9 protein-coding genes and 1 pseudogene are annotated in these 14,465 nt (G+C 37.1%); 7 read left to right on the top strand and 3 right to left on the bottom strand.

Annotated elements, in window-relative coordinates; all coding sequences use genetic code 11:
* The first annotated feature begins 1,120 nt into the window (after positions 1 to 1,120).
* The 7 genes from parA to D1093_RS08790 all read left to right on the top strand — a co-directional run bounded on the left by parA (position 1,121) and on the right by D1093_RS08790 (position 7,440).
* Entirely contained in the window at positions 1,121 to 1,750 is a 630-nt protein-coding gene (gene parA / locus D1093_RS08830; protein ID WP_120102092.1) for a ParA family partition ATPase, read from the top strand.
* A complete protein-coding gene (locus tag D1093_RS08825) occupies positions 1,747 to 1,974 on the top strand; it encodes a hypothetical protein (protein ID WP_120102090.1) in 228 nt (75 codons plus the stop codon). Before parA ends, D1093_RS08825 begins: the two co-directional genes overlap by 4 nt.
* A 1,120-nt stretch (positions 1,975 to 3,094) precedes the next feature.
* Positions 3,095 to 3,385, top strand: coding sequence for an EexN family lipoprotein (locus D1093_RS08815; protein ID WP_120102088.1), 291 nt, complete (start codon positions 3,095 to 3,097; stop codon positions 3,383 to 3,385).
* 186 nt (positions 3,386 to 3,571) lie between these two features.
* On the top strand, positions 3,572 to 3,784 hold the full coding sequence (locus D1093_RS08810) for an EexN family lipoprotein (protein ID WP_120102086.1): 213 nt from the start codon (positions 3,572 to 3,574) through the stop codon (positions 3,782 to 3,784).
* A gap of 32 nt (positions 3,785 to 3,816) precedes the next feature.
* Positions 3,817 to 4,035, top strand: coding sequence for an EexN family lipoprotein (locus tag D1093_RS08805; protein WP_120102084.1), 219 nt, complete (start codon positions 3,817 to 3,819; stop codon positions 4,033 to 4,035).
* A gap of 1,126 nt (positions 4,036 to 5,161) precedes the next feature.
* Positions 5,162 to 5,344 (top strand): hypothetical protein, encoded by a 183-nt coding sequence (locus tag D1093_RS08800; protein ID WP_120102082.1) that lies wholly within the window; start codon positions 5,162 to 5,164, stop codon positions 5,342 to 5,344.
* 1,691 nt (positions 5,345 to 7,035) lie between these two features.
* Entirely contained in the window at positions 7,036 to 7,440 is a 405-nt protein-coding gene (locus D1093_RS08790) for a flagellar protein FlgN (RefSeq protein WP_120102080.1), read from the top strand.
* Between the two features lie 2,064 nt (positions 7,441 to 9,504).
* Here D1093_RS08790 and D1093_RS08785 read toward each other — a convergent pair.
* The 3 genes and pseudogenes from D1093_RS08785 to D1093_RS08780 form a co-directional block, all read right to left on the bottom strand.
* A pseudogene (locus tag D1093_RS08785) lies at positions 9,505 to 9,865 on the bottom strand (helix-turn-helix domain-containing protein).
* 808 nt (positions 9,866 to 10,673) lie between these two features.
* Complete coding sequence (locus D1093_RS09955) at positions 10,674 to 10,817, bottom strand: hypothetical protein (protein ID WP_167309094.1); 144 nt, start codon at positions 10,815 to 10,817, stop codon at positions 10,674 to 10,676.
* 542 nt (positions 10,818 to 11,359) lie between these two features.
* Positions 11,360 to 14,392, bottom strand: coding sequence for an autotransporter outer membrane beta-barrel domain-containing protein (locus tag D1093_RS08780; protein WP_120102076.1), 3,033 nt, complete (start codon positions 14,390 to 14,392; stop codon positions 11,360 to 11,362).
* Between the last annotated feature and the right edge of the window lie 73 nt (positions 14,393 to 14,465).

Raw genomic sequence — 14,465 nt, 5'->3', positions numbered from 1 at the left:
ACATCTTAACAAAAATATTCTTTTTGTCGAGAAAACTTGCTTGGAAAAATGCATTGTAAGATGCAGAATATTTCACAGCGCAACATGTTTTTATTCAATCTTACGCAACTCTTTGATCTATAATGATAATATAGTGCTGTTTAACTTGCGTTAGAACTCTGAATACCGCAAGTTTCCCTTATTTTAAGTCTTTTCTATGTTCCATCAGTCAAGATCTCTTGCTGATAAGCGGGGGACGTGTGGGGTAAAATTATATAAGAAAGGACGAAAAATGCCTTTTACCATTTCAAGGGCCAAGAGCCTTATCGTACGCCCATGAGCTGGCACAAGTTGTGTAATGAGGGCGGTTTTGCTCCTTCTCAAGCGTAAAGAAGATGTGTTCAATGGATTGACCATTATAAAAGATAACGCTCTTTATGGCTGACTCATTGTTCTTGCGAAGCAGAGAATATTCCATTGTGTTACTTGTTTGTCCTTATTTTTCTCAAACTCATTTCACTCTGTCGCACGGGACTGTATCAATTTAAAGGTACACACCTCTTCTTTCATTCAAGAAAAGGAACAAACTGCCACGATTATATACACGCCACCGATGCGGATAGCTGTTTTTGACATTTCAGATACTTCATAAGACGTCTTGTTTCCTTATTTCAGTGTTTTTTTCATCTGTCAGCTCTTCTGGTGATGAGAGACAAGTGATTTTAATTGATTGAAGAAGAGAGTGGGGAAATGAGCGAATTTTATAGATTTTTCTTTTCTCATTCAATATGTTTCCCTAAATTCTCCTAGGGGATTTGTTATCTCTTTAAGGAAAAGGATTGTTTGTCTGGGTGGGTCAAGGATCCCATGAAGGGTTAACCCCAAGAAAGATTATGCTGAGACCATTCTTGATCGATTGGCATGGATTTAAGAAACCTTCATTTTAAGGCGAGGGAAGAAAAGCCTATCACTTGTTTAAACTTATCTTTTTCTTTTTAAGAATATTCTCAAGATAAAATTGCGGGCTGTTGTTTTTATCGTAAAAGTTAAGAGAACTGTTTGTTTTGCACGTGTTGGATGCTTGCTTCTTTTGTTGTTTTCAGTATAATCGTAAAAACGATAATACTGAAAGATGTAACGAATGATCATTGGACTTTTGAATCAAAAAGGGGGCGTTGGAAAAACCACGTTGAGCGTGAATCTGGCGGCCAGTTTTTCCCGTACCGGTGCGCGGGTGTTGCTTATTGATGTTGATCCACAGGGGAGTGCATTGGATTGGGCTGCTGCGCGTGAAGAGGCTCCTTTATTTTCCGTTGTTGGTTTACCGCGTGCAACGGTTCACAAAGAGATTACACAGATTGGTCATAGTTATGATTATATTATTATTGATGGTCCCCCGCGTGTGACGGATCTTGCGCGTAGTGCTCTTATGGCTTCGGATTTTGTGCTTATCCCTGTTTTGCCTAGTCCTTATGATATTTGGGCTGCTGATGGAATTGTAAAGTTGATTGACGAAGCACGCGTTTATAAAGAAAATCTCAAATCTGCTTTTGTTATTAATCGTAAAATTGTCAATACAGCGATAGGGCGTGATGTGAACGAAGCGCTTGGCATATATCCCGTTCATGTTCTTTCTTCTAGCGTTGCACAACGTGTGATTTTTGCAGAAGCTGCGGCACAGGGAAAGGCTGTTTACGAAGTTGATCAGCAAGGACCAGCAGCCGTAGAGATTGAAGCTGTTGCAGCGGAAATCAAGGAGTTAACGTCATGAATAAAAAAATTAAAATTGGTATGAAACCAACCAATAAATCTGTTCCTTTAACGGCTGATGCATGGGTAGGAAGCCACAAAGGAAACGCGAATGGAGGGATGAAGCGCCTCACAATTGATATTCCAGAAACTTTGCATCGATTAATGAAGGTCAGTTGTGCAAGTCGTGGAACTAAAATGGCTGATGAGGTGCGCGAATTGCTTGCAAAAAAATACGGAAAATAAAAAATAATATACGATAACAGATCTATGATAATAAATGTGCGTTGGTTCGTTTTTTTTAAAGATGATATCGGTCGTTTTTACATGAAGGTAATCGTAATCAAAGCGTTCATTTTTTTTACGTATTTTTTTCATACGATTCATTTTATGAAAGAGTCATGAACCTATAAAAATTCTTCATTTCAACTTGTCTCCGATGGATGTGTTTATCCTCCCCCTTGTTATTTGTATTATCGCTGGATAGTTCAGTTTATTCTTCTATAACAATTGTCTTGATTCATGATTTTAAAGGTGAAGTTATTTTTTGTTTATTTTACTGAAATACATGGGTAAATCGTATAAATTAGTAGTAGCGTTGTTTGTTTTTTTCTGCTAGATAATATTTCCTTTTTAAAGTTATATTCATGTTTATCAGGGGGGAAATCAATAAAATTGACTGATATGGGTGTGCTATAGGCTTTCCTCATAACCAAAAGAAATCATTGAGTATGATATGAAAATTATTTCTTTCATTTGTGTGATTTTATAGACTATATGATTTTAGAGTCTGAGTATTGAAGGCTACTTGATGATGGTCAAGGAATAATCCTTTCTATGGCTATCAGGAATGTATAAGATCGCTTTTTTAGAATTTCTATTGGTAGTTTAAAAGTGTAGGGGGCGTTTAAGTTTTTTCTTTCTCGGCGGATTAAGAAATAAGAAAGAGCGCAATCAAATCATTAAAAGAGTTGTTGTTTCATTTGCAGAAAACTTGCAATGGATCTGGGTATGGTGAATTTTTGATACGATATTTGTGCTGCTTTTCATGATAAAGTGGTTCTTTTAAAAAAAAGAAAAATTCTTGAAAAAAGTGATTAAAATGCTTTTTGAAAATATCAAGATATCAAATTGTTGCTGAAGTCTAAACAGTTCAAATCTAAAGAGCCACTGCGTAGATAACATTCCAAATGCAAGCCCAATAAAACAACTCTCATGATTCAACATATTGGCGTTGAAGTTGTTCGTATTTGTCAAAGGAAAGGTATACGTAAGAGTACGATACAGGATTTTGTGAATCCAACAATGTCGTTCTCAAAGTATAAAACAAGTTCTTAAAGTATAAAATAAAGAGAGGGGTAAATTCATGAACAAGATCATTCTAACAGCACTGTTGCTTTGCACAGGGATTATCGCTGTTGGTTGTGAAAAAAACTACAGTGTTGAGGAATTTAAAAAAGATGAAAAATTACGCAAAGAGTGGAAAGAGAAATGCAATAAGTTAGAGCCACCTGCTTTTATGAAATCCCAAAATTGTGTAAATTTTGCACAAGCCGGTATGGAACTTTTTCAAGAGCATTATAGAGATCTTGCAAAGAAACTTCGTGAAAATAGCCAAAGTGGGAATGAAACTGAAAAACAGCAGGACAATAATTAAATCATAAACCACTATCGTTAGGAGGATGCTTTTTTCGTATTCTATTGATTTAAGGATTGTAAAGAAAATCGCGTACAGAAGTTGGATTTAAAATTTTTGAAAATGCACAATGGATCAAATGTGCAATTTTCACGGGGCATTCAATTGTGTCCAAATTTTATCATCTAAAAGAAGGGGAATTTATTGATGAATAAAGTCATTATCACAGCATTGCTGCTTTGTACTGGACTTGCTATTGCTGGTTGCGAAAAAACCTATAGTGTAAAAGAATTTAAAACAAATGAAAAATTATACGAGGAATGGGCAAAGAAATGTGAGAAGGATGATTCACCGTTCAAATCTTCTCAAAATTGTAAAAACCTTCGACAAGCATATGTAGAACTTTTTTTGAGACCCTAAATTTATCCGTTAAAAAGAAGGGGAATTTATTGATGAATAAAGTCATTATCACAGCATTGCTGCTTTGTACTGGAGTTGTTGTGGCTGGTTGCGAAAAGACTTATAGCGTAGAAGATTTTAAGAAAGATGAAAAATTGATGCAAGAATGGGGAATGAAATGTGAAAAAATGGAGGAATCTGTCAGAGAGAAATCTAAAAATTGTCGAAACGTTAAACAAGCATATATGGAATTTCTTTTTGGCTTTCATTAAAAAATAAAATTCAGTAAATTATTATTTCAATAAGGGATTGGACCGTTATTGATTTTATTCCGTTTTTTGGATTTTTGCCTCTAACTTTTGGGGCGCTTTTGACTTCAAGAGCTAATCTTTTACGGTTTGTACTCTTTGTGGAACAGATGACATATTGTCATCTGTTCAGCTAAAAAGTGCTTTTAATTGTGGTACCTGTTGCACCGGAATGAGACGCTGCGTGTTGCGGCTCATTTTTTCAAATTATACGCTAATTTTTTAATGCCTTGGTTGCATGCATGATGAAATATGAGATTCAATCTATGTTGGGGTGTTTAATACACATAAATATTTTATCACACGAAGAATGGCTTTAAGCTTTTACGGTTAATTTTGAAAAATTGGGTGGGAAATATCTGTTTGGAATTTATTTTTTCTGTTTTTAAGAAGGGGAAAAATCATTCTGAAGGGATTTATTATCGTTTTATAGTCAAATATTTTCTTAAACTATTTTTAAAAAAACGCTTTTTATTTGGAGAATATTATCACATCAATTAGAGTGTGAGCCAGTGTTGCCAGGATGGCTTTGCCGGATGCCGTAAGAGGGTGACCGCCTCCCTGTCTTTTTGTTTTTTTTCAAGTGTGTACGCCTTTTTCTTGGTGTTTGTTATTATAATTTTGCCGTAGTATTATCGTTTTGAGTGGTGGTGGAGCCCATGTAAAATTTTATACATGTGTTCTTTTTTATTCTTGAGTGTTTGGTAAATATTATTTGCACAATGCTTTGATTGTATAAAGAGTGTTTATTGTTTTCATGTTGAATGAGAGCCCTGGATACTCGTAGAATTCTCTCATTTCAAATCTGTTCTCGGTTGAGCAACACAACCCGATGTTTTTTGCACGTCAAAAATGAATGTGTTCTCTTGCGAATAAAAAACGATTGAGAAATGCAGACAAATGTCTCTTATAAATTTGTCTCAAGAGCCAAGGGGTATCGTACCATGAGGGGCTTTGAGTGTATGATGGTGTGGCTTACTTTCTCATAGAGGTCAAGATGGTGGTGCTTTTTAATCGTAAGCTTCAATATTATCCTTTAGGGGCGTGATATGCCTTGAGGGAGGAAATTAAGTGAAATCGGCTCGGTAAGATGCTTGATAAGAAGATAAATTGTTTACAGCTTGGATCTGATCGAAAACTCTGTCCTTTAGGCGCGGATGACGTTGGGATTCAAGGGAGCGTGAAAAGACAAAAACTAATGGTTGAAAATGCAGATAAAAAGGAGAGGTTAACACCAAAAGAGTTGCAAGCGATGTTTGAAACTGGGAGGTGATTGATCTAGAGAGCTAAGATTTTACTTTGATCTTGTGGAAAATCAAGATGCTTATTTGCACAGATTACGAAAAGCTAAGAGATTATGCTTAATATACCTCTATGATGAGCGCTAAAAACACAACAAAAGCATTGAGGGTAATGATCAAGGTTGAATAAAGCATCGCGGCTTTTACGAGATCAGCCATAAGAACCTCTTTCTGTTCTTTTGGAAGTGATTTTATGAGTAACAATATGTTACAGCCTGTAATATATGCGGATACAACATATTCGGCAAGCTTAAAATCTTTTCTTTATTTAAAGGGGTGATGGTAAAAAGAGAGATGTCGTCGAAATTGTGCCTTTATTATAAACGATGTTTTTAGGCTAGGGTGCCTGTAAAGCTGCGATATTAAGAGTGGATTGTATGCTGTCCGTGAAATAATCGACAGGAAGATGAGAAAAAAAATTTTGCAAAGAGTCATGGGGGGAGAGCTAAGCGTTCTTCATTGATAGTATTTTTATTTATAAGAATAATCTCGTGTTCTTCAACGTGAATGAGAGTCTTGAATATTGAAAGATTCTGTCATTTTAAATCTTTTTATATTTAATCAACCAAAGCCATGTTTCTTGAACATTACAAGCAAAGAGAGCCGTATGCCGTGAAACTGTACAAGAAAGGCATACTTCTTATGAAAGCGTCTTCAAGTGCTAAGGGAGCGAATATTGGGGGCTGAGTGTGTGGTGGTGGCGGTTTGCTCTTTTATAAAGCATACAGAGGTGGCGCCTCAACGGATTGGAGATTTATCATTATACCATTCATGGGTGCCAGTGCGACATGGATTTGTGCAAAATAGGCTTGGGAGGTGACTTAAGAAATTGTTTCTTTCAAACAAGCGCGTTGAATATGCGATTGAAGGCGTGTCGAACGGATGGGTTAAGAAACACTTGAAAAGGTTAAAAAAATTTTATATAGTCGCTCTTTGCAAAGAAAAGCGAAATGATAATTGAAAAAGGGAGATGGATGGCTATTTAGCTATTTTAAGATGTCTTTTTTAAGAGTGCTATATGGCTTGATCTGTTCAAAAGGGCATTTCTCTTTGTGTGTTGTGCAGAATACTGCATGTATGCAGAAAGAGGCGGGGGTGGGTGTGTGTCTTTTTGAATGGAAGCAAACTAATCTTGTAAGGTGCTAATGGGCACCAGAGAGTATGCAGGTTTAGGTGCAGGAAAAGCCGTAAAGTTATGGAGGGTAAAATGCTGCTATCGGTGAAATGCTGAAGTTCTTAATGGGCTTAAGTCTCTATATGCTGCGGATTTTTGCTGGCAGGTGTTTTTTATTGCCAAGGTTATTGTCAGAGCATTGTCGTTTCCTGTTGAAGGCTTGGTGGTGATGAAATAGGCAAAGATAATAGGCAAAGCGAAATAGACAGAGAACATTTGGAAGTTTCGATAGTGCCTACGCAGAGGTTTAAGTTTATAGCGTTTTGGTGAATGCGTATAGTAGCAAGAATGATTTTGGAGCAAAGCAAGAAAATATTTCAGAGAATACGTTAAGAGTTAAGGTGGTATACGCTTTTAAGGATTGTTGTGCTGTTGTCTGAGCAATGTTCGCATCACGAGCGTGGTTGAGTATATCAGCATGGAAGAGAAACTGTTTAATCTCCCTCATTTGAAAGCAAGATTGAACAATTGGTTGAAGGGGAAATAAAAATGTCTGTAGTGCAATATGGTGATGATAGTTTTGCAGCAAAAGCAAAAGTTCTTGACAATAATCTTATTGATCGTGATTGGGCGATGACAAAATTTGTCGCTGCTGTTAAAGGGTTAACCCAAGTGGTTGATTATGAAAGCAATATGCTAGAAAGCAGTGGTATTCCAGATTACGAAGAAATAAATTTATGTAAAATACGTGGTTTGCGTGATCTTAATAAATCGATGAGCGATGTGAGACGTTACATGAATCAAGATATTGAGCATGAAGTTGAAAGTTTGCTGTCTGATTTACAAAAAAAATTACAGCGTAATAGTGAACTACTTCAAACACATTTAAATGCAGTCAATGATCTTTCGCAAGCTATGCAACTTTCTGGATTTGCAAAGGAATTAGAAGAATAATCTAAACTTCATTCATATCGGCTGTTCTACGCGATTATAATGATGAGGTAGGGCAGTGATTTGAATAAAAAGCGTGTTTGTTGAGTTTCCATGTTTTAAGCGCGTGTGGGTATTGAAATTATCATTTTGCTGTTCTGTAAAACAGAGTCTCCAGTTTCTTTTAAGGTGATGTGATGCGCACACCTGTGGGGTGGCGAGCCAAGTGAAGCGGTTTTAAGAGAAGGTGGATTGCTTATAGCAGATTGTTTATAGAACATTGTTTACAGAGTGGGTTGGTAGGCACTTCATTCTTTCGTTTGGGAAGGGAGGCAAGAGAATATTAAGACCACCCCGTGATGCTTTATGCAACAGTCTCTTTTAAAGTGTTGTGATGTAAAAAGTATGGTGATGTAAAGTTTTCCTCATTAAGTACTTTTTAGAGTCTTGAGTGAATATTGCTTGTAAATTTTATGAAGCTCTGCTGTTTGAAGTGTGGTGATGTGACGCGCACACCTGTGTGGCGGTGAGCCAAGTTGAAGCGGCTTTAAGAGAATACAGATTGTTTATAGCAAATTGTTTATAGAATATTGTTTACAGAGTGGGTTGGTAGGCACTTCATTTTTTCGTTTGGGGAAGGGGACAAGAGGAATATTAAAACCGTCCCGTGTGCCTTATGCAACAGTCTCCTTTAAAGTGTTGTGATGTAAAGTTTTCCTCATTAAGTACTTTTTAGAGTCTTTGAGTGAATATTGCTTGTAAATTTTATGAAGCTCTGCTGTTTGAAGTGTGGTGATGTGACCCGCACACCTGTGTGGCGGTGAGCCAAGTGAAGCGGCTTTAAGAGAATACAGATTGTTTATAGCGAATTGTTTATAGAATATTGTTTACAGAGTGGGTTGGTAGGCACTTCATTTTTTCGTTTAGGGAAGGGGATAAGAGGAATATTAAGACCGCCCCCTGATGCTTTATGCAATCGTTTCCTTTAAAGTATGGTGATATGAAGCGGTTAGTCACTGCAAGCTCTATGTTTGAGATAAAGAGGCGGTTTAGTATTTTCTCTTCTGTTGTCGTTTTTGTATGCCAGATTGCAGTACACGTCTCTCTGTTGGGATTCGTATTTGAAAAGGAGAGGGAGCTTCATTGGGGGAGAATTATAAAGCTGTAAAGATGATATTTTTACCATCATCTTTTTGCTTTACAGCTTTTAAAGGGATTTAAAGCACTGTCTTTTAAAGAGTGAAGATCATACATTTTTTCATGTTTTTATATTTATTTGCGTTTTTAATGGGATCACGCTTCTCATGCAAAACAGAACGCTTCCAAAAGAATAAATTTATTGTTTCCAATGTACGCGCTTATTGTAAAGAAATATTTCTCAAGGCTTGCACATCCATTTTGTAAGAGGGCCTATTTTGTGATGTCGGTCTGTGACGAGATGGTATCCATGAAGGTATAAAGCTTTCATGGAAATAATATAAAATCTACAGAACACTCTCATCCCTATAAAGAAGCAAGTTGGCATTGCCATATTTTTCAGCAACGTCACTTTGCCATTTTCCAATGTTGCGACAGATTTTGACACTTGAGATTCTTGGAGTATTTTTCATCTTGTTTTATTTATATACCACCTTTGCTTGTGATGGGAAAACAAGTGATTTTGATTGATTTATCCATAGGAGAAGGGCGGTGATGAGAGAACCCTTACACTATTTGGTCTTAAAGTTGGAAAAGATGATTTATGACGATAAATCAATGTGTTATTTTAATAGAATGATGGGTAGAAGATGGATTGATAGGACTGATCAACAGTGAGACCCCATCTTGATGAGAAATTGGATTGATGACAGATCTGAGGAGGAAGTGAAGGACAAACAAGAGTGCTCTCGCCATGGTGCGTTTTAAGATATTTTCAGAAGTATTTATGAAGCGGTATGAAGGCTTATGAAAAGAAAATATCGTGTTTCATATCGTGGAAGTCAATTAAGCGGAACTTGCTAAATTAAGAAGCCAAGTTGTTTTATAAATTGCAGGGCTTTGTTCTTATAATAGAAAGCAGATTAGAGGATAAAGGTCATTTAAAACGTTTTAATTTTGATCAGAAATTAATTTTAAAATGGCTTTTTGTTTGACAGAGGTCAGAACTCTAAAACTTTTTAAAGGCAAAAATTCCTCTTTGCTTGATGCAATTTCTTCATGAGGGTATGGGGTGTTTTCTTTTGTGATAATATCCGCATAAAAAAAAGGAAACCGGAACTTTTAGGATATCGGAAATTTCCTTTAAACGTCCTGCGCTTACACGATTTAAGCCTTTTTCATACTTTTGAATTTGTTGAAAACTTACTCCTAAAGCATCTCCTAATGTTTTTTGAGACATTCCCAACATTTTTCGCTTCAAGCGAATTTTTTTGCCGACAAAAAGATCAATATTAAGGTTCTGAGTTTGCATTTGCCCCCGCCTAGTGCGAGCGCCCTCGCATTGGTATTCCGGGAGTTAAAAGCACTGAACTCAAATCAGCATTTTGCTTTTAGTGCGTCGAGCACTTGGACAGTGCAAAATCTCCCGGAATTCCGGGATATCCGCAAAGCGGGATAAATTCATGTTTGAGTCTTCAGGCTTTTAATCCCTATTGGTCGTCACGTATACGACCAAAACACCTTTTAATTGATAAAGTAATTTTAGGGAATTTACAATAAAAAATAGCTTTTTTAACCAAAGGCGGTGTTTTCTCATGTAATTAAAGAAGGCATCGCTCTTTTGTTCCTATGATCTTTCCATATCCGGAGGATAATATTTTACAAGCGGATAGCTTATTTTGTGCATTGAATAGTGTTCAGAAAATGATGCAGGGCATTTTTCTTTGCCAATGAGCTTTTTGCCAATGAATAATGTCGTTATGGAGACCCTTCGGTTTGTGTTTTTACACCGCCGGTTGCGAGCGCCTCCTTATGCGTATTCCGGGAGTCTAAAAGTACTGAGCTTAATCAGCATTTTGCTTTTAGTGCGTCGAGCACTTGGACAGTGCAAAATCTCTCGGAATTCCGGGATACCCGCAAAGCGGGATAAATTCATGTTTGAGTCTTCAGGCTTTTAATCCCTATTGATCGTTGCGTATGTGACCAAAACACCTTTTAATGTGTAAAGTAATTTTAGGAGCTTGGCAATACAAATAGTTTTTCTAGCATGAAGAGATTTCTTGAATAAGAGACTGTTTGCCGTTCAATTTTTTTAAGATGCGTTCACTCAACTCATGTTCTCAGACTTGCTTTTCACAAAGGAAAAATTTGGCTGTTAAGTTTAAAGCATCTCCTACGGTGCTATTCTTAATCAATAACCAAAATGACTTGTTTTGTCCTTTTGCTGCGGTTGAGATATCATAACGATAGGGTAGAGCTTTCATGAGCGGATACGCTTCATACAAAATAACATACCCAAAATAGAATAGATTTGTTATTGCCCGTTCATATGCTTGTTTTAAAGAGATTTTTTTCAATACGCATACTTATTTCATAATAGTGCTTATGAAGAGGTCTAGGGTGCTTTTTGAAGTGTATAAAGCCTCTCATGAGTGGTACAAAAGCTGCTATTTTTGTGCATAGCAAAAGAGTAAGCGGGTCGTATGATTCACTTTGCTAATTTCCTGTGTTGCTTTTTGTTGTGGTTCATAAAGAGGTATGCTTTTTTTTGTACCGTTTTACTGCATCGAAGTTCTCTCGGCTTATGATGCACAAGCAAAGCGTTTTGATTGCTTAAAAATGAGCAGTTTGGACATGAGAGAATGCTAAGCTTTTTAGTTTTTTGTTTGATTGGTAAAAAATATTATAAATCAATATGTTTTTTGATAAAATAACGGCTTTTGAGAATTTTTAAAAATAGACGTTTAAATAAAAAGCAGCACACTGTGCTGCTTTTTATTTTATTGAAGTTAAAAGTGCTTTTGCTTTAAAAATGATACCGTATTCCACCAGAAACATTGATCCCCGATACACCGGTTTTTTGCAGTTTTTGCCGATAGCTAATGTCGGCATTTAGCACGATCTTTTGAGAAAGATAGGCATTCACACCCATGCCTCCCTCAATTGAAGAACCCGTAGGATCAAGATCAAAGGTATCCGCAATTTTTATTGTTTTTCCATCACCAAAAGTTCTGATCACATTCATTTTACCATAGAAGGAAACAGCTTTGTTTTCTTCAACAGCTGTTATCGTTTTTGTTAAACGTCCACCAAAACGGATCAACCATTGACGCGGATTGCCCATGTCTACTTTTAAGCCATTGGCATCTGAGAAAATATCAAACATGAGATTTTGATAAATCAATTGCGCTTGTGGTTCAAAGACTAGCCCTTTTATGCTGGTTGCTAATTTCTGACCAATGGTTGCAGAGAGATTAAGGATTTCAGTTCCATCCAATTTTGCAGCATTCCCAACAAGAGCTGTGGTAACATTTCCTTTTAACCTTCCGTAAGAAAGAAGTGTATTGAGATATAAACCATTGCTATGCTCGATGGTGCTATAAGCGGCGAGAGACCATTTATCAAGAGTTGTCTTTTCAGAATCTTGCATCTCTTTTGGTGTAAAGGCAAGTTTTCCGTATGCTCCTAAAAGACCAAAATGTGCGCTTATATCTTTGCTGTCTGAGGTGGCTAATATAATCCCCAATTGCAAAGCTTTATAGTTCACATCAGCATCATAACCATAGCGCAGGGGGCCACGGTTGGAGGATAAGGTGACTTTCTCGCCATAGGAGGAGAAAAAGAGATTATGCTGCTTATGATCTGCTGCATCAAAGACTGCTGTTCGCATCGCATCTAACAACCTGTTTTGGTTGTTTACATCAGCAAATCCAGAAGAAAATAAAGTATTAGGTAGGGTTAAATAGTTTGCTACCTGTGGTAAAAGTGCTCGGACTTTTTTATCCTTATCAATGTAGGCATTTTGTAAACGGAAATCCCAGAAATTACTACTCTTGCCCAAAAGACTTTGACTTTCATGAGATGTTCCAGGTTTATAGCCTTTGAGCACATATTTATAAGGTTGTCCACCGATTGTCATATAGTTACCGGCGAGCGTAAAGGAATTTTCGTTTGCTTGTCCGGAAACTTGAATGATTGAAACCCCATGTGTCCCTAAAGGAAGAGGAGCCATCTGCTCTCCCCAAACAACAGAACTATCGGTTATCGTTTTATCTGTTTCTTGGAGATTGATGTGAACAATGGTATTCCCTGATACATCACCATTAATCACGATGCGATCGGTTTGTTGTTCCGTGACAGGAGAATGTTTGTTCCATTGCGTGTTGACATAAATCTCTGCAACACCTGTTGCACTATAAACTGCTGCTGTATGCGCTATTCCATCTTCTTTGCGAAGTTGAGGACCTATAAATAAAGTTTGGTAATGTCCTTCCATAGGCTTGTCAAACATAATGACACTGTCGGTAAGGCGCAATACAGAAAGATTAGAGAATGATTTTTCATCAAGACCAAACTGTCTATAGTCATACGAAATAGTATCGTCCTCTGAGATACGATCATTATTTGCAGTGTTCTTATTGGGCTTTAAGAGCCATTTCGTCCCTTCTTTTAGATCAAAACTTGTTTTATTATTCTCAGAAGTTCTGACGCGACCTTCTAAAGAAGAGTGGTCCGCAACCAGAGTAAAGGTGTTTGTGGATCCGCTTTCGTTTTTTATATTTTTTGATAAAACATCGGCATGAATTTCTGAGTTTTTAAGGCTGATAACACCGTTTGTGTTTGTTCCATAAAGGCTGATACCTGTACCATTTTCAACGAAAAGCTTTGTATTCTCTAGATTGACTTTACCGGTAATATCTTGTTCTTGAATGGTGTTGGCATTTCGTTCTGCATTGCGTGGATGTCGCCTTTGAGGAGCACGATAGAGATTATTGCGGAAAATAATACCATTCGCTTCAGATTTCCCTGTGACATGGATGCTTGAATCTGTAAGATTGATTATCCCTTCTATGTTAACCAAAGCAGCTGTTTCTGCTGTTACCGTAATATCTGTGGCCTCAATTTCTCCACCATTTGATACACTGAGTGCAATAAAACCAGCATCAACACTTCCCCCATTCATTTCGATTTTTGAATTTTTCCCCTCTGCATCTAAAGCACTCCATTTGTCTTGAATCTTTTTGTTATGCAAAGTTATAGTTTTACCGTTTTGAATCTCAACTCCAGCACTTATATTTTCGATTTGTGCAAGCTTTTCAAACTGTTTTATGGGGGATATTGGTTGCACCGGTGCTGGTTTTAAAGATTCTGATGTTTCCTGTGATGTTAGTTTTCCAGCTGCTGGTCTGACAGATATTGCTGAGAGCTCTGATGCATTAGACGTTAGTGATTGCTCTACTGTTGGTCTTGTAAGTATCGGTCCTGTAGATTCAGAGTTTGCAGATGTTGACTGTAAATTTGGTGAAGATTGTGTTGCTTCTGATTGTGAAGAGATAGCAGAATTCGAAGGTGTTTTTTCACTAGAAGAGCTGGAAACACCTGAACGTCTTCTGGATTTGGCTACGTCTGTTGTTGAATCTGTTCCTGTTGTTGAAGCCATTTCTGTTGGTGAAGATTGTGTAATAGGCGTGTTTTGTGTGGTTGTAGTATGAGATTGTACATCTTCTATCTCTTCTCGAGTGTGTTTGGGATTTTGACTCGGGGAAGAAGTTGTATTTCCAGTCGTTAATCTTGAGGAACTAGGTGCTGTAGAGGGACTGGAGACATTAGCTTCTGAAGATGAATGAGGGGGGTGAGATGGATAACGTTTTCCCATTCCATCGCATGGATCTTTATATGGGTCAAAAACTCCAGATGTATTTGTGGGACACTCAGCATGAACAGGGCGTGAAGAAGAATCTATTGTTGGTGGCGTCACGCTACGAAGAGCATAAGACAAGTTAGTGGAAGAATAAAACAGAAGTCCAGAAACGGTGTATAGTAAGAAGCTTTTTTTCATATAGATGTATTCCTAAATATTTCCCCCTCTCATAAAATATAAAATTCTGACCTCATTATGTCTCTTTTGTAAG

It is taken from the genome of Bartonella kosoyi (genome assembly GCF_003606325.2).
Classification (GTDB): Bacteria; Pseudomonadota; Alphaproteobacteria; order Rhizobiales; family Rhizobiaceae; genus Bartonella; species Bartonella kosoyi.
This window is presented reverse-complemented; position numbering and strand designations above follow the sequence as displayed.